Origin of the sequence: Streptomyces sp. CB03234 (assembly GCF_001905885.1) — a bacterium.
GTDB lineage: Bacteria > Actinomycetota > Actinomycetes > Streptomycetales > Streptomycetaceae > Streptomyces.
Genome location: NZ_LIYH01000005.1, coordinates 520,399 through 536,544, shown reverse-complemented (window position 1 = coordinate 536,544; position 16,146 = coordinate 520,399). Strand labels below are relative to the sequence as shown.

Here is a 16,146-nt window from a genome sequence, read left to right as displayed (position 1 = left end):
CGGCCGAAGATCCCCACCTCGCGGTGGCTGGATCGTAACAGGGGGGACTGACACACATGTGCGAGGTCAGGTGGCCGGCAGGACGGGTTGGCGCGCCGGCGCTCGTGGGCACGCCCGGGACCGCCACGGGATCGCCCCGGTGCGGGCCGGGATACCGGCGGCGGGGTGTTGCCGTCGGGCCACCGGCCCTCATCATCGCCCCGCTGGGCGGCTTCGCCGTCGCCTGCTCGGCCGAGAACGCCGACGGGCGGCGTGCGCCGACGGGTGTCGGGGTACGCCGCCCTCCGGCGGGATGGCCGCGGGACGCGGCCCGCATGGTCGCGGTCACTTCGGGTCGCGATTGAACACCGCCTTCGACCACAGGTAGCCGAGAACGGTCAGCGCCAGGCACCAGGCGATCGCGAGCCATCCGTTGTGGCCGATCTCGGTGCCGAGCAGCAGGCCGCGCAGGGCCTCGATGGCCGGCGTGAACGGCTGGTACTCGGCGATCGGCTGGAACCAGCCCGGCATCGCGTCGACCGGCACGAAGGTGCTGGAGATGAGCGGCAGGAAGATGAGCGGCATCGCGTTGTTGCTGGCGGCTTCGGCGTTCGGGCTGACCAGGCCCATCCCGACCGCGATCCAGGTGAGCGCCAGGGCGAACAGCGTGAGCAGCCCGAACGCCGCCAGCCACTCCAGGGCGGTGGCGTCGGTGGAACGGAAGCCGATGGCCGCGCCGACGGCTCCGACGAGGACGACGCTCATGATCGACTGGAGCACGCTGCCGACGACGTGCCCGACGAGCACCGAGGGGCGGTGGATCGCCATCGTGCGGAAGCGGGCGATGATGCCCTCGCTCATGTCGTTGGCGACGGACACCGCGGTCCCGATCACGGTGCTGCCGATGGTCATCAGCAGCAGGCCCGGCACGAGGTAGGCGATGTAGTCGGAGCGGTCCCCGCCGCCGATTCCCGCGCTCATCGTGCCGCCGAAGATGTAGACGAACAGCAGCAACAGCATGACCGGGGTGAGCAGCAGGTTCAGCGTGAGCGAGGGGTAGCGCCGGGCGTGCAGCAGGTTGCGGCGCAGCATCGTGGACGAGTCGCGCACGGCCAGGGACAGGGAGCTCATCGGACCGCCTCCTTGGGCTGGTTGGGGACGCCCGCGCCGGCGCCGGTCAGGGCGAAGAACACGTCGTCGAGGTCGGGGGTGTGCACGGTCAGCTCGTCGGCCTCGATGGCGGCCGAGTCGAGCCAGTCGAGGATGGCGCGCAGCTCGCGCTGGCTGCCGTCGCTCGGGAGCTGCAGCGCGAGCGCCTCGTCGTCCCGGGAGGCCTCGCGCAGGGCGGAGGCCGCGCTCCGGTACGCGGCCGGGTCGGCGAAACGCAGTCGTACGTGCCCGCCGGGGACGAGCCGCTTCAGCTCGCCGGCGGTGCCCTCGGCGGCGATCCTGCCGTCGTTGAGCACGGCGATACGGTCGGCGAGTTCGTCGGCCTCCTCCAGGTACTGGGTGGTGAGGAAGACGGTGACGCCGCCCGTGACCAACTCGCGGATGATGCCCCACATGTTGTGCCGGGAGCGGGGATCGAGGCCGGTGGTCGGCTCGTCGAGGAAGATGATGCGCGGGCTGCCGACCAGCGTCATGGCGATGTCGAGGCGCCGCTTCATGCCGCCGGAGTAGGTGGAGGCGGGCTTCTTCGCGGCCTCGGTGAGGTCGAAGCGCTCCAGCAGGCCGGCGGTGACCTGCCGTCCCTCGCGCCTGGAGAGATGGTGGAGGTCCGCCATGAGGAGCATGTTCTCCTCGCCGGTGATCAGGCCGTCGACGGCGGAGAACTGCCCGGTGACGCCGATCGCGGCACGCACGGCCTGCGGATCGGCGGCCGGGTCGTGTCCACCGACGCGGATCGCACCGTCATCGGCGCCGATCAGGGTGGAGAGGATCTTGACGGCGGTGGTCTTGCCGGCGCCGTTCTGACCGAGCAGGGAGAAGATGGTTCCTTCCGGGACGGCCAGGTCGACGCCGTCGAGCACGACCTTGTCGCCGTAGGACTTGCGCAGCCCGTTCGCCGCGATGGCCAGGTTCGTCATGAGGGGTGATCCTTTTCGAGGTCAGAGGCTGCGGGCGGTGATGTCGCCGTGGGAGGTGGTGGCGCGGATGTCGAGGCCGGCGGCGCCTCCGGTGTTCCTGAGCGCGTTGTGGATCCGGCCGTAGCCGGTGCCGGCGTCCAGCGAGGCGGACACTCCGTGGGCGGCACCGATGGAGACGTCGCCCATCAGGGTGGTCAGTACGACCGCGCCACCGGCGGCCTCGGCGATCTTGATGTCGCCCTGCTGCGTGCTGATCTCCGCGGGGCCGCCCAGGCGGCCGACCACGACGTCCCCGGCGAGGGCGGTGAGGCGGACACTCGCGGCCTCGTCGATCTTGATCGCGCCGTTCGCGCCGTCGAAGGCGACGTCGCCGAGCCGTCCGACGCCCCGGAATTCGGCGCAGGACGACTTCCCCTCGACGCGCGAGCCGGCCGGCACCTGGACGGTGACCTCGATCGAGCCGGAGGGGCCGAAGTACTGGCTCTTCGCCGCCGGGGCCTCGATCCGCAGGATGCCGTCGCGGTAGTCGACGGTGGCCTGCTCGGCGGCCTTGACGTCGCGGCTCTTGGCGGGGTCGGCGGGGCGGACCTCGACGGTGGCGTCGGTCCGGTCGGCGGCGATGACCTGGACGCGGCCGGCGGGGATGTCGACGACAGCGGCGACCGGGGCGGGGGTCTCGAACTTCTGCATCGTGCTCTCCTGTGCTCGTTGACGTTTCCGGCATCGCAAAAGCTACGTTGCGTTCGAGAATGTGGCAACGCTGTCGTTGCACACTAATCGCGTCAGCGCAGGTGGACGCCGTAAATTCGTTGCAACGGCCATGGATTCAACGCAACGTCCGTGAGTCCGTTCGTTGCATTGGATAAGGAGTGAAAGCTACAGTGGCGGCAAGAAGGAAGCGTGGAGGGAGATCACGGTGCCGGGAGGCAGACTCACCCAGCAGGAACGTCAGCAGATCGCGCTGGGGCTGGCCGACGGGCTCGCCTACGCGGAGATCGCCAGACGTCTCGACCGCCCGACCTCGACCATCACGCGCGAGGTCATGCGCAACGGTGGTCCCGTCGCCTACCGTGCCGACCTGGCCCACCGCGCCACCGAACGCCGCGCCCACCGGCGCAGGCAGGCCGCCCCCCGAGGGCAGCAGCCCCCGGCACCGGCCCAGGGACGCGACGCCGAGGCCGTGCGCGAGTACGAGGAGACGTTCACCACCCTCTTCATGCAACAGGGCCTGCCCAAGATGACGGCTCGGGTGCTGACCTGCCTCTTCACCACCGACGCGGGCAGCCTCACCGCGTCCGAACTCGTCCAGCGCCTCCAGGTCAGCCCGGCGTCCGTCTCCAAAGCGATCGGGTTCCTCGAAAGCCAGGGACTCGTCCGCCGTGAACGCGACGAACGCCGCCGCGACCGCTACATCGTCGACAACGACGTCTGGTACCAGTCGACGATGGCCGCCGCCCGGTCCAGCGCCCAGCTCGCCGAGATCGCGCGGCAGGGGGTCGGCATCCTGGGCCCCGACACCCCCGCCGCCGTCCGCCTCGAAAACATCGCCCGCTTCAGCGACTTCATCAGCGAGAGCATCATCCGCGCCGCGGAGCAGTCCCGCGAGGTCCTCTACACCAGAGCCGGAACGACCTCGGGCGGCACCGCCGAGCCACGTCCGGATCACTGACGCACAGCCGTCCCGGTGACCACCGCGCCGCACGGGAGGCCCCTATGGGCCGAGGCCGCCCGCCACGGAGGCCCGCGGCCTGCTCGACGCCTCGCGCACGGGTGCTCCCGCGCGGGTCAGGGCGAGCGAACGTGTCGGGGGCCGACTCGGCACACCTACGCCGACTCGGCACACCTACGGGGTGAAAGGATGGCGCTGCCCGAGCGCCTCGGTCCGGCCGGGAGTCAGGTGCGGGGCTCCCAGCGGAATTTGCGGGCCGCGATCCAGGCGAACAGAGCTGTCCACGCGATCGCCAGCACGCTTCGGACCAAGCCACCCCCCGCTGTCAGCTCACCGGTCCACCCGGAGCGCACCAGGTCCACCGTCGGGGACAGCGGCGCGAACAGCAGTGCGTCGCCGAGCGCCTCGGGCAACACCTCGCGGGGGACGTAGATCCCGGAGATCATCGGCAGGACGAAGACGGCCGGGAGCGTGGCGACCAGCACGGACTCGACGGTCCGGCACAGTGCGGCCGTCGCGGCCGCCATCGCCGTCATCAGTACGACTCCGGTGAGCAACCCGGCGGCTGCCGCCAGCGGTTGCCGGGGCGCCACACCGAACATCACCGACAGCACGGCCGTGACCGCCAGGATCTGCACCACGGCGATCGTGATGTACATGGACGCGCCGCCGGCGAGGATCACCGGGTCGGAGACCTCTCCCGTACGCAGCCGCTTGAGCACCAGTTCCTCCCGGCGCGCCACGTACAGTCCGGTGACGGACGAGTACAGGGAGAAGATCAACAGAATCCCGGCGGCGGTCGACACCATCACCGGGCCCGGGTTGAGGCCGTGTTCGGTGAGCTCCATCTGGTCCTGCACGAACCTCATCGACACCAGGAGCATCAACGGCACGAACAACACGAAGATGTAGTTCGCCTTGATCCGGTTGAACAGCTTCCACTCGATACGGAACAGGGCCTTCATGTGCCGCATGGCCGGACCGTTCACTCCGCCGCCCCTTCCTGGCTCGCGATGCTGATGAACGCCTCTTCGAGGGAGGCCGGACGCGCGGTGAACCGGTCCAGCGTCACGCCGTGGTCCTCGGCCCAGGCCAGGAGCCGGGTGGCGTCCTGCTGCAGCTGCCCGGTCGTGACGGTCACCCGCCCACCCCGCTGCTCCGCCCTGCCGCTGACGGGCAGGTCGTGAACGCCCCACGTGTCCGGCAGGCCGAACGACAGCGTCGACGAGTGGCCGGCGACGATCTCCGAGACGGTGCCGGAAGCGGCGATCCGTCCCCGGTGCATGATCGCCAACTCGTCGGCGAGGGACTCGGCTTCTTCCAGGTAGTGCGTGGTCAGCAGGATCGTCGTGCCCTGCTCCTGCAGGCTCCGTACGAGCTGCCAGGTGGCGTGGCGCCCCTCGGCGTCCATGCCGGCGGTCGGCTCGTCGAGGAACAGCACGTCGGGATGGGACAGCGTGGCGACGGCCAGATCGAGCCGGCGCCTCTCGCCGCCCGAGAGGTTCTGCACCATCACGTCGGCGCGGTGGGGCAGCCCGGCGAGTTCGATGGCCTCGGCGACGGGGCGGGACCGGGAGGTGAGCTGGGTCCACATCTCCACGCTCTCCGCCACGGTCAGATGGGATATGAAGCCGCCCTCCTGCAGCATCGCCCCGGTACGGGGCCGGATCCGGGCCCGGTCGGCGACCGGGTCGAGGTCGCCGAACAGACGGATGCGACCGCGATGCGGGACGGCGAGGCCCTCGAGGAGTTCGACGGTGGAGGTCTTGCCGGCGCCGTTGGTTCCGAGGAGAGCGAACAGCTGCCCGGGCCGGACGGTGAAGCTGACACCCCGTACGGCGTCGAACGCGCCCTTCCCCCGCCCGTATCGGCGCCATACGTCCTCGGCATGAATATGACTACGTACCTCTTGCCCCATGGACCCTTCCTCAAATGAATGCGTGAGGGATCGATCCTTTCACGCGGGAACAGTGAGAGGCGAGGCTCGGAATTGCAGATTCCGTGAAAGCGGACAGACGCAACCGGAACCTCAAATTCCACGAAAATAATCACGCTGTGACGCCGGTCACGCAGGTAATTACTTGATCAAGTGGAGCTGGTCGCTCATATACTGACGGCACGTTCACCGACGGCGGGGACTGACCATCCTCCGCCCGGTGCCGCGGACCGCCCGATGCTTTCTCGCTTCCTCGCCCCGCCCTCCAGGTGTGGCCGTCCCGGGCCGTCCGCGTAGTTCACGTGATCTCAGTCAAGGGGGAATCTCATGCTTCTGGACAAGGTGAATCAGGACGTCTCGCTCGCGGGTTTCGTCGCTGAGCACGGCCCCGGGGCGCGTATCGCGCCCGTCATGGCCACTCCTGCCATCTTCACGCCGGCCGCCGTCAAGGTGGGCGCCTGCGTCGGCGCCGCCGTTGCCACGTACGTGGCAACCAAGGCGGTCAAGTAGTCCTCGCGGCGCCCGTCACGGCCGCCGCCACCACACCCGCGTACGCACGCCCGGTTCTCCGTGGCCCGCGTATGCCCCGGTGCAGCACTTCGGTAAAGCCGGCGCAATAAGCCATTCATCGAGGGTTTTCTCCACACGGCGGCCATCGCTGCGGCTTTCCATATCCGGGCCTACCGTTTATTCGGGCGAGTGCATCGGCTTTCTCGACTCTCTGAGTGACATCGCCCTTTCCATCCGACTTCCCGCCGCGGGCATTCTGCGCGGTGGCGGGATATTCCCTGCCCCGACACACAACGGAGAGGAGGAAAACACATGCTGACGCAGAAGGTGAACGCCGACGCGTCCCTCAAGGGGGCGCTCGATGCGGGCGCGCCCGCTCGCGGCACGGCTCCCGTCATGGCCACTCCGGCCATCTTCGCGACCCCCGTGATCGCCAAGGCCGCTGGTGCCGTGGTCGGTGCCGGTGCGGTTACCGGCGCTGCCTACGCGGCGTACAAGGTGGCCACCGGCTGAGCCCGGTGAGCCCCCGGTTCCGGGGGACTCCGGTTCTGGCAGACAGTCCACGTGTCTGCCAGAACCGGAGCGCTTCCCATGTATCAGATTATTGGAGGATGCACCATGTCCGTGCTCGTTGAGAAGGTCAACGCAGGCGCCGGCCAGGCGGCCGACGGCTCGGTCGCTCCGGTGATGGCGACCCCCGCCGCGTTCGTGGCGGGCGTTGTGGCCGGCGGCAAGGTGTCCGCCGTCATCACTGCCGCCGCCGGCGTCGGCGCCGCTGTGAAGGCCGCCCAGAAGTAACGGGTGTTGGCGGGAAGCCTCCAGCGGTTCGGGGTTTCCCGCCTCTCCCTTTCACCGCCCGCGCGTCCTCGCCGCCCCGCGCGTCCTCGCCGCCCCACGCCACCTCACGCCCCGCGCGCCCTCGCCGCCCCGCGCCACCTCAACTGACATGCGACCAGGAACAGATCATGCTGTCACGTCTCCGCAGAGCCGCTGAGTCGGCGTGCGCCAAGCCGCTCACGACCGCCGAGCGGCTGTCCGCCGCCACACACCTGCTGTCCAGCCTCGAGTACCTGGTGCGCAGGACCGACCGGGAACCCGGTGGCCTGAACGACTGGACCCACACCAGGTCCCAGGTCCCCGCCAAGACGAAGGCGATGCAGGCCGTCAAGGACTTCATCGCCCGCGAACCGGTCACGCAGGCCCTCCACGGCTCCCGTGCCCTGGCAGCGGCGGTACTCATCTCGCCGGTGAAGAGCAACAAGGTGCGCATGGCCGCCAACGCCTACCTGGCGGGAAGCCAACTCCTCATCTATCCTCGCCACTTGTTCGGCACCGACGGATCCGATCAGGTGTCGTTCCTGGTGCAGACCGCCGCCGCACTCGGCCGGGCCGGCGGCACCGACGCCACCCGTACCGCCGCCGTCCAGTTCATCGGCGCCCAGACCGTCCTGTCGTACGGGGCGTCCGGGTGGGCCAAACTCCCCGGCGACGCCTGGCGGTCCGGCGACGCCCTCGCGAAGATCATGCGTACCCAGACGTACGGCGACGAGTGGTTCTACAACCAGCTGGAGAAGTACCCGGCCGTCTCCCGGGCGGTGTGCCACACCGTTCTGGCCCTGGAGTGCGGATTTCCGCTGCTGCTGCTCAAGAAGGGCAAGTACATCGACGCCGGGCTGCTCGTCATGGGCGCCTTCCACATCGCCAACGCCCGCTTCATGGGCCTGTCCCGCTTCGCCTGGGCGTTCGCGTCCACGTATCCGTCCGTCAGGGCACTCGCCAAGAGGACGGGGGAGGCGGCATGAGCAGGCTGACGTTCCCGAAGCTGACCACGGCCGGTCTGGCCGCGTGCCTGGCCGCCGGTCTCGCCCACCAGGGCTACGCCACACTCGCCTCCCGGTCCGGCCACGCCGGTTTCGAGCGGCGCCGTCTGCGCTGCGACAGCGGCAACCTCATCACGTACCACGTACGGCGTGGTGAGGCGGGCGGTCCGACGCTGGTGTGCGACGCCGGCCTGATGAACTCGTCCGCGGCGTGGCTGCTCGTCGCCGACCACCTCGACCCGGCGATCTCGCTGGTGCTGTACGACCGGGCCGGATACCGGTCGTCACTGCGGCGCTGCCCGGAGGACTACGCGCTCGGCGAGTCCGTCAACGACCTGACCGACGTCATCGCCGACGCCGTCGCCACCGACGGCCCCTGCGTGCTGGCCGGGCACTCCCTGGGAGGCTACCTCGCCCACCGTACGGCCGCCGCCTCCCCCGACCGGGTCCACGCACTGGTCCTGGTCGACCCCACCCATCCACGTGAACTGCTGCACTCCCGCAGGCAGCGCGAAGGCTCCCGCGGGGTGAACCTGACGATGAAGCTCGGCCCGTGGTCGTCGGTGTTCGGCGCCGGCCTGCTCATCGACAAGAAGGGCCTGTTCTCCTTCGCGGAGAACAGCCCCCACCTGCGGACGCTGCGTCTGGAAGGCTCCGCCCCCGCCACCTGGCGCGCCGGGCGGCGCGAGTGGGACTACTCGTACGCCTTCATGCTCGACGGCGGGCGGCCCCTGGACCGGCTGCGGATCCCCGTCTCGGTGGTGGCGGCCGAGTCGACCATGCGGGACACCCCCGAGCACCAGGACCTGTACGACGAGTACGTCACGTCGGGCAGCGGCGGCCGGATCGTGACCATCCCCGGCTCCACCCATCTGTCCATCACGGGCGGGGTCGCGCACGCCCCGCTCACCACCAGGGCCATCGAGGACGCGGTGGCCGCGGCCGCGGCGCGGTACGCCGGAGAAGACCGGCACGAGCAGGGGGATACGGCGTGAGCAGGACGTCCACGGTGATGGAACGGGCGGTACCGGCGATCCTCGCCGGCTGGTTCGTGGCCTCGGTACTGGGCCAGCACCCCGACCGCAGCTACGACAAGGTGCGCAGCGGTGACAAGACGGGCACGGGGATCCTCATCCCCAACTGGCGGTTCTTCGCCCCCAACCCGGCCGTCGAGGACCAGCACTTCCTCTACCGGCTCGCCAATGAGGACAAGACGGAGCACACCGAGTGGCGGGAGGTGTACTCCATCGCGCCCCGCAAGCTGCTCCACGCCTTCTGGTTCCCCGGCCGCCGCGCCGAGAAGGCCATCTTCGACGTGGCGTCCACCCTGTTGAACAACCCGGGTGCGATGACCCCGCTGCACAAGGAGGCCAAGGAGTCCGCGTACCGGCTGGTCAACGAGTTCGTCCGTCAGCGCCTCACTCCGGAGCCGGGGTTCCCGCTGTTCCAGGTGCTGCTGGTGCGCTACTCCGGCTACGACCACAGCGAGGACCCCACGTACGACATGGTCTTCGACTACGAAGAGGTGAACCCGTGACTCAGCACGCGCTGGACGCGATACACGCGCTGGACGCGCCGGACGCGCCGGTCACGCGGGACGTGCAGTACGGGACCGCGGTCGCGTCCGTGTACGACTCGCTGATCGCACCCGCCCTGCCCGCCGAGGCCACCGTCGTCCGGCTCCGCCCACACGTGACCGGGGCCCGCGTCCTGGAGATCGGCGTCGGGACGGGCCGTGTCGCCCTGCCCGTCGCCGCCATCGCCGCCCAGGTGGTCGGCCTGGACAACTCCCGCCCCATGCTGGAGGCGCTGCGCGCCAAGACCGTCCCCGGGAACGTGTCGCTGGTGCGGGCCGACTTCCGGGAACCGCTGCCGGTCACCGGCCCGTTCGACGCCGCGTACTCCACCATGGGCTCGCTGGCGTGCGTGGCCGACCGCGACGAGCTGACGGCCGCCCTCGCCCACGTACGCGCCGTACTGGCACCGGGCGCGACCCTGTCGCTGGAGTACTACGCCACCGGCACCTACCGGCCGCTCGTGGCACAGCACACGGTGACGCTGCCCACCCCGCACCATGGCGGCACGACCACCTTCACCATCACCCTCGACGACGCGGACGTCCTCACCATGGGCACCCGCATCGACGCGGACGGCGAGCCGCCGGTGGAATTCAGCGAGCGTGTCCTCCTCATCGAGCGCGACGAGGTCGAAACCTGCCTGCGCCGGGCCGGATTCACCGTCGAGCACGTGTACGCGGCACAGAGCCCGCAGCCGTACGACTGGTACACCGCGCGCGCCGCCAGGTAGACGCCGCCCAGTAGACGCCGTCACGTAGACGCCGTCACGTAGACGCCGCCGAACAGACAGGGAAGGGAGGGGTCCGGCAGTGCTGACAGCAAGCCGTCTGACGTGGTTCGTCATCGCCTTCGCCTTCGCCCTACCGAGCACGCTGGTGATGTTCCGCGACAACGGCGTGGTCACTCGGGACGCGTGGGTCAAGAGCTTCGTCTTCGCCGCGGCCGTCGCCGCGGTCATCGCGGTCGTCTTCGGTAAGGGCAGCCAGTGAACATATCCTTGATCGTCCGCCGTCACCGGCTGCTGCTGGGCGCCGGCACCCTCCTCGGCCTCATGGGCACCGCCGCCACCCTCGTACAGCCGCTTCTCATCGGCGACCTGATCGAGGCCGTCGCGACGGACCGGCCGGTGCTGTGGCCGATCGTGTTCATCGCCGCCCTGTTCGCCGCCGACGCGGCTCTGGCGGCGACGCACTTCTATCTGATCGGACGTGCCGGGGAGAACATCGTCCTCGACATGCGCACCACGCTCACCGGCCGTCTCCTGCACGCCCAGGTACGGGCGTTCACCAAGCTGGAGCACGGCGATGTGTTCACCCGGACCGTCGCGGACACCTCGATCGCCAGGATCGCCCTGTCCTCGTCCGTGGCACAGATGATCACCTCCGGGTTCACGGCCGCCGGCTGCATCGCCGTCATGGCGTGGATCGACTGGCGGATGCTGCTGGCCACGGCCGGCTGCCTCGGTGCCGCCTCGGTGGTCTCCCTCGGGCTGGCCCGCGCGGTCCGCCAGGCGGCGGTGGACAACCGGGAGGACACCAGCGACTACGGCTCCGGGCTCCTGCGGGTGCTGGGAGCCCTGACCACGGTGAAGGCGTCGAGGGCCGAGCAGCGCGAGGAGGAGCGCCTCCACGCTCTCGCCGACGCCGCACGCGGCAGCGGGCTGCGCGTCACCCGGCTGTCGGCGATGCTGATGCCCGCCATGAACGTCGGTACGCAGGTGTCCCTGGCCGTGGTGATCGCCTGGGGCATGGCGCGCACCGCCACCGGAGCCCTGCCCGTCCAGGACCTGACGGCGTTCATCATGTACCTGTTCTATCTGGTGGCTCCGCTGGTGATGCTGTTCATGTCGCTCGGGGAGTTCCAGCAGGGCCGGGCCGCCATCGACAGGGTGCGGGACCTGGCCGCCATCGAGCAGGAGGAGACCGGCGACGCGACCGGCTCCAACGCCGTCGAGGGGGCGCCGGCGGTCGAGTTCGAGGCCGTCACCTTCAGCTACGGCGACACCGCCGCCCCCGCGGTGAACGACGTGTCGTTCACCCTGCCCGCCACCGGAGTGACCGCGATCGTCGGCCCGTCCGGCGCCGGCAAGACCACGCTGTTCCAGCTCCTCGAGCGTTTCCTCACACCCGACCGGGGCACGATCCGCATCGCCGGAGCCGACACCTCGGCCATGCCGCTCGGCGAACTGCGGGCCCGGATCGGTCTGGTGGAGCAGGACTCCCCGCTGATGCGCGGCACGGTGCGGGAGAACCTCACGTACGCCCGCCCGGACGCCACCCCCGCGGACATCGCGGAGGCGGTGGAGGCCGCCCACCTGACCGAGGTCGTCGACGCCCTGCCGGACGGCCTGGACACCGAGCTCGGTGAGGGCGGCACCGGGCTGTCCGGCGGCCAGCGGCAGCGCCTCGCCATCGCCCGGGCCCTGCTGGCCAGGCCCGAGGTGCTGCTCCTCGACGAGGCCACCTCGAACCTCGACTCCGACTCCGAGACGGCCCTGCGCGACGCCCTCACGACCATCGGTGCCCGCTGTCAGGTCCTCACGATCGCGCACCGCCTGTCCACCACCATCGGCGCCGACCGCATCCTCGTCGTCGAGGACGGCCGCCTGCGCGCCATCGGCACGCACGCCGAACTGATGGACGGCGACAGCACCTACCGGCGGCTCGCCGGCCGGCAGCTCGCCCCTCCCGGGACCGCCACCACCGGGACGGCAACCGCCGGGACCGCCACCGCCGGGACGGCAACCGCCGGGGCCGCCCGTTCGGGGGTCGCCTCATGAGCCGTACGACGGACGCCGCGATCGTGGGCACCGGGCCCAACGGGCTCGCCGCCGCCGTGACCCTCGCCCGGGCCGGCCTGAGCGTGTCCCTGTTCGAGGCGGCCGACACCATCGGCGGCGGCCTGCGTACCGAGCCGCTCTTCGACCAGGACGTGGTGCACGACATCTGCTCGGCCGTCCACCCGATGGCCGCCGCCTCCGCGTTCTTCCGCCAGTTCGACCTGCCCGCGCGCGGAGTGCGGCTGCTGCAGCCCGACATGCCGTACGCCCATCCCCTGCCCGGCGGGCGGGCGGCGGCCGCGTGGCGCAGCGTCACCCGCACCGCCGGCCACCTGGGCGCCGACGGCCCGCGCTGGGCGCGGCTCATGGGCCCCCTGGCCGCCCGGTCCCGGGCCGTGGTCGACCTGCTCCTGTCCAGCCAGCGCACCCTGCCACCGGATCTTCCGACCCCCCTGCTCCTCGCGCCCCGCGTGCTCGCCCACGCCACCGAGCGCACCCCCTTCACCACCGAGCCCGCGAGGGCGCTGCTGGCGGGTGTGGCCGCGCACGCCGTCGGCAAGCTGCCGTCGGTCGCGTCGGCGGCGGTCGCGATGCTCCTGGCGCACACCGCCCACAGCAGCGGCTGGCCCCTGCCGCAGGGGGGCAGCGCCCGCATCGCCGACGCCATGGCCGCGGACATCACCGCGCACGGTGGCGTCTTCCACACCGGGCACCGCGTCAGGGACCTGTCCGAACTGGGCGACGTCCCGCTCGTCCTGCTGGACGTCGGCCCCAAGGAACTCCTGGCCATCGCCGGCGACCGGCTGCCCTCCGGCTACCGGCGCGCCCTGCGCCGCTTCCGCTACGGCCCCGGCGCGGCGAAGGCCGACTTCCTCGTCTCCGGCCCCATCCCGTGGGCCAACCCGCTCGTGGGGCAGGCCGGCACGGTGCACCTCGGCGGCACCCGGGCCGACATCTTCCGCCAGGAGACCGCCACCGCCGCGGGCCGGGCGGTCCCCGACCCGTTCGTCCTGGTCGTCGACCCGGCCGTCACCGACCCGTCCCGGGACGCCGGGGGCAGACGCCCTGTCTGGGCCTACGCCCACGTCCCCCACGGCGACACCCGCGACCCGGTCGAGCTGATCCGCCGGCGCATCGAGGGGTACGCACCGGGCTTCACCGACACGGTCATCGCTTCCCGTGGCGTCTCGGCCGCCCAGTACGCGACGTACAACCCCAACTACGTGGGTGGCGACATCGCCGCCGGAGCCATGACCCTGCGCCAGTCGCTGGCCCGCCCGACGGCGCGCTGGGACCCGTACACCACGCCACTGCCCGGGGTGTACCTGTGCTCGGCGTCCACCCCTCCCGGGCCTTCCGTGCACGGCATGTGCGGCCATCTCGCCGCCTTGTCCGCGCTCCGCCGCCACCACGGCATACGGACCCCGCCCGACCTGTCCCCATCGAAGAAGGAGTTGATGTGATGCGCGCCGGCCTCCCGGTCGCCGCGGCGGCCACCGCCGCGGCCACCGTCTGCGGCCTGCTCGCCGCCACCGCCCCGGCCACCGCCGCGTCCACCACCGCGGACGGCAGCACACCCGCCCGTACCGTCGCGTGGTCCGCCGGACACGGGAGCGCCACCGCCGCCGGCGACCGGTGGATCGAGCAGCCCGGGAACCTGGTGCTCCGCGGAACGCTCTCCCACACCGGTGAGGGCTGCTACTCGCTGTGGACCCGGTTCGTCAACGACTTCGCCCCTGGCCCGCTCACGAAGCAGGCCGAAGTGTGCGGCCCCGGCACTGTCGCCCTCACGGCACGACACGCCTACCGGCTCATCACCACCGGCCGGCTCGCGGTCTGCAAGGGCACCGAAGACGTCCAGGACTGCGGTCCCTGGCACACCATCACGTCGTGGCCGGTCAACCGGGACCGACCACGCCCACCGAAGGGAGAAACAGCATGAACGGCATCGACAAGAAGGACCTGGACGAGGTCATCGCCAAGACCTTCAACGAGGTCAAGACCGCCGTGAACTCGCACAGCGAGAAGAGCATCCAGATGTACAGCACCGCCCTGCGGGCACTGGTGGAGCTGCGGCAGCAGATCCTCTCCGAGGAGCGCGCCGGCAACTAGCCTCCGCGAAGCGCCGGTCCTCAGCCCCTGATCGCGGTCCTGAGGACCGGCGCTGTCGTCTACGAGGCCGCTGTCCGGCGGCCGCGCCGGGACGACCCCGCCCGTCGCAGGCCAGACGGATCTATGCTGCCGTGGGCATGCCAGCTGATCGCGCGCTCCGGCGCAACGGGGATGGCGGGGACATGAAGAAGCACGTCACGTACACAACGATCGCCACGGTCCTGATGTTGTCGCTCGGACTCGTCACAGGCTGCGACGCATCCGGCGACACGCCATCCAACGGGGGCAAGGAGGGCAGTTCCGGAGCTCCGGACAACGGCGAGAAGCCCAAGGGCCCGGTCTACGACGGCCCGGCGATACCCGGCCTCGGCGAGCAGCCCGCATGGAGCATGCCGCGGGCCGACGCCATCGACCTCGGTGACACCTTCCTCTTCGTCTCGTACGCCGACGGCCGGTACTCCACAGACGACAAGCCCTCCTACGTGCCGCCCGGCGCTGAGACCAGCACGCTTCACGCCAGCGACGAGCCGGAGCCCGTCACCCTGGAATTCCGGGATGTGAAGACCGGTGCCGTACGCAAGACCCTGAAGGTGAAGGCCACCTACGTCACCGCGACCACCTGGCACAACGGGGTCTCGGCGCTCGAAGTGCGCACTAGCAGCACCTCGGCGGCAGACGGACTGACCGCGGAGAAGACCGTCCACACCGTCACCGTCTACGGAGGCGACGGTTCCCAGCTGGGGAAGGCGGAGCGCCCCCAGGGCGACTTCGACGTCCACGAAGGCCACATCATCGAGTCGGTCGACGCCGCGACCCTGCAGTTGACCCCCATCGACGGCGGGAAGCCCCGCAAGGTCACCTGCACCGGACGCCTGGCGAAGTGCCGCTTCGACGGCGGCAAGGACGTCTACGGCCAAGGGGCGCGCGGCCCCCTGGTCACCGGCGGCTACGTCTTCCACGTGGCGTTCGCGCCCACGTACAAGAAGGAGCAGGCGCAGCTCGTCATGTCCGACCTCGCCACCGGCGAGAAGGTGTGGAGCACGGCGGACGTCACACCGCCCGCGGGCGTCGAGCTGAACGAGAACAAGCAGCCGGCCAGCGGCGAGATCCGCGTACTCGACGTACGCGACGGCAAAATCCTCACCGCGTGGGGCGCGGACACCTTCGCGTCGGACACATGGGTCACGGCGACGTACGACGTGACGACCGGCAGGCAGATCGGCGGCGCGGTCAAGTACGCCTACGTCGATGCCGCCGCCGACGCGGTCAACAGCGACGGCTCCTTCATCCGCTCCCCCGACCACCAGCTGGCCGCGTCCGCGACGGAGAACGGCACCGCCGTCTGGCAGATCGCCGAGGGCAAGGAGCTCTGGGCCCAGCAGGCCGGTGAGAACCCCATGACACCGCGGCGCTTCTCCCCGAACGGCGTGCTGTACGGCACCGTCGGCACGGACGACATGACGGCGCTCGCCCTCGAGTCCCGCACCAAGAAGGTCCTCGCCAAGAACCTTCCGACGGCGAACATCCCGCTGTTCAACGAGCCGTCCGGATACGGCTACTTCAGCACGGGCAGCGGCTTCTTCGTCTTCCCGTCGCGCGCGGCGTGGTAGGAGCCGGCGCGGGGCAGCGCGGCCGGTCGTGGACCGGGCGGAGCCGCCGCGCCCGACGGGGGGACCG

General features: G+C 70.7%; 19 protein-coding genes. 14 read left to right on the top strand and 5 right to left on the bottom strand.

All coding sequences use genetic code 11. The features are described 5' to 3' along the window. Positions 1-324 precede the first annotated feature (324 nt). From AMK26_RS23815 to AMK26_RS23805, 3 genes are read right to left on the bottom strand one after another with little or no spacing between them, the layout of a single operon-like run. Positions 325-1,110 carry an ABC transporter permease gene (locus AMK26_RS23815; RefSeq protein ID WP_073756745.1) on the bottom strand — a complete coding sequence of 262 codons (786 nt, stop codon included), beginning with the start codon at positions 1,108-1,110 and terminating at the stop codon, positions 325-327. Then, positions 1,107-2,066, bottom strand: coding sequence for an ATP-binding cassette domain-containing protein (locus AMK26_RS23810; protein WP_073756744.1), 960 nt, complete (start codon positions 2,064-2,066; stop codon positions 1,107-1,109). The genes AMK26_RS23815 and AMK26_RS23810 overlap by 4 nt, the downstream gene beginning before the upstream one ends. A gap of 21 nt (positions 2,067-2,087) precedes the next feature. After that, a complete protein-coding gene (locus AMK26_RS23805; RefSeq protein WP_073756743.1) occupies positions 2,088-2,756 on the bottom strand; it encodes a DUF4097 family beta strand repeat-containing protein in 669 nt (222 codons plus the stop codon). Between the two features lie 226 nt (positions 2,757-2,982). Between AMK26_RS23805 and AMK26_RS23800 the strand changes: the two genes are divergently transcribed. Next, positions 2,983-3,735, top strand: coding sequence for a GbsR/MarR family transcriptional regulator (locus AMK26_RS23800; RefSeq protein WP_073756742.1), 753 nt, complete (start codon positions 2,983-2,985; stop codon positions 3,733-3,735). Between the two features lie 224 nt (positions 3,736-3,959). Here AMK26_RS23800 and AMK26_RS23795 read toward each other — a convergent pair whose 3' ends face one another. Together AMK26_RS23795 and AMK26_RS23790 are read right to left on the bottom strand one after the other, a co-directional pair. Continuing rightward, the gene (locus tag AMK26_RS23795; protein ID WP_073757084.1) at positions 3,960-4,709 is read right to left on the bottom strand and encodes an ABC transporter permease; all 750 of its coding nucleotides are present in this window, start codon (positions 4,707-4,709) and stop codon (positions 3,960-3,962) included. A gap of 11 nt (positions 4,710-4,720) precedes the next feature. Further along, positions 4,721-5,653 (bottom strand): ABC transporter ATP-binding protein, encoded by a 933-nt coding sequence (locus tag AMK26_RS23790; protein ID WP_073756741.1) that lies wholly within the window; start codon positions 5,651-5,653, stop codon positions 4,721-4,723. A gap of 345 nt (positions 5,654-5,998) precedes the next feature. On the opposite strand from AMK26_RS23790, the gene AMK26_RS23785 reads away from it, so the two are divergent. The 13 genes from AMK26_RS23785 to AMK26_RS23730 all read left to right on the top strand — a co-directional run bounded on the left by AMK26_RS23785 (position 5,999) and on the right by AMK26_RS23730 (position 16,079). Further along, positions 5,999-6,181 carry a hypothetical protein gene (locus AMK26_RS23785; protein WP_073756740.1) on the top strand — a complete coding sequence of 61 codons (183 nt, stop codon included), beginning with the start codon at positions 5,999-6,001 and terminating at the stop codon, positions 6,179-6,181. A 312-nt stretch (positions 6,182-6,493) separates the two neighbouring features. Beyond that, positions 6,494-6,694 carry a hypothetical protein gene (locus tag AMK26_RS23780; protein WP_073756739.1) on the top strand — a complete coding sequence of 67 codons (201 nt, stop codon included), beginning with the start codon at positions 6,494-6,496 and terminating at the stop codon, positions 6,692-6,694. A 105-nt stretch (positions 6,695-6,799) separates the two neighbouring features. Next, positions 6,800-6,979 carry a hypothetical protein gene (locus tag AMK26_RS23775; protein ID WP_073756738.1) on the top strand — a complete coding sequence of 60 codons (180 nt, stop codon included), beginning with the start codon at positions 6,800-6,802 and terminating at the stop codon, positions 6,977-6,979. A gap of 167 nt (positions 6,980-7,146) precedes the next feature. Next, complete coding sequence (locus tag AMK26_RS23770) at positions 7,147-7,983, top strand: hypothetical protein (protein WP_073756737.1); 837 nt, start codon at positions 7,147-7,149, stop codon at positions 7,981-7,983. Continuing rightward, on the top strand, positions 7,980-8,996 hold the full coding sequence (locus AMK26_RS23765) for an alpha/beta hydrolase (RefSeq protein ID WP_073756736.1): 1,017 nt from the start codon (positions 7,980-7,982) through the stop codon (positions 8,994-8,996). Before AMK26_RS23770 ends, AMK26_RS23765 begins: the two co-directional genes overlap by 4 nt. Further along, positions 8,993-9,538, top strand: coding sequence for a hypothetical protein (locus AMK26_RS37075; protein ID WP_158071144.1), 546 nt, complete (start codon positions 8,993-8,995; stop codon positions 9,536-9,538). The genes AMK26_RS23765 and AMK26_RS37075 overlap by 4 nt, the downstream gene beginning before the upstream one ends. Next, complete coding sequence (locus tag AMK26_RS23755) at positions 9,535-10,308, top strand: class I SAM-dependent methyltransferase (protein ID WP_073756734.1); 774 nt, start codon at positions 9,535-9,537, stop codon at positions 10,306-10,308. The genes AMK26_RS37075 and AMK26_RS23755 overlap by 4 nt, the downstream gene beginning before the upstream one ends. Before the next feature lie 79 nt (positions 10,309-10,387). Then, positions 10,388-10,567, top strand: coding sequence for a hypothetical protein (locus AMK26_RS23750; RefSeq protein WP_073756733.1), 180 nt, complete (start codon positions 10,388-10,390; stop codon positions 10,565-10,567). Further along, complete coding sequence (locus AMK26_RS23745; protein ID WP_079277773.1) at positions 10,564-12,357, top strand: ABC transporter ATP-binding protein; 1,794 nt, start codon at positions 10,564-10,566, stop codon at positions 12,355-12,357. The genes AMK26_RS23750 and AMK26_RS23745 overlap by 4 nt, the downstream gene beginning before the upstream one ends. After that, positions 12,354-13,820, top strand: a complete 1,467-nt coding sequence (locus AMK26_RS23740) for a phytoene desaturase family protein (RefSeq protein WP_073756732.1) — start codon at positions 12,354-12,356, stop codon at positions 13,818-13,820. Before AMK26_RS23745 ends, AMK26_RS23740 begins: the two co-directional genes overlap by 4 nt. Beyond that, positions 13,820-14,299: a hypothetical protein gene (locus AMK26_RS23735; RefSeq protein WP_073756731.1), complete on the top strand. Its 480-nt coding sequence runs from the start codon at positions 13,820-13,822 to the stop codon at positions 14,297-14,299. The genes AMK26_RS23740 and AMK26_RS23735 overlap by 1 nt, the downstream gene beginning before the upstream one ends. Then, positions 14,296-14,469, top strand: a complete 174-nt coding sequence (locus AMK26_RS37395; RefSeq protein ID WP_198944145.1) for a hypothetical protein — start codon at positions 14,296-14,298, stop codon at positions 14,467-14,469. The genes AMK26_RS23735 and AMK26_RS37395 overlap by 4 nt, the downstream gene beginning before the upstream one ends. 182 nt (positions 14,470-14,651) lie before the next feature. Continuing rightward, positions 14,652-16,079 carry a hypothetical protein gene (locus AMK26_RS23730; RefSeq protein ID WP_073756730.1) on the top strand — a complete coding sequence of 476 codons (1,428 nt, stop codon included), beginning with the start codon at positions 14,652-14,654 and terminating at the stop codon, positions 16,077-16,079. The last annotated feature ends 67 nt before the right edge of the window (positions 16,080-16,146 follow it).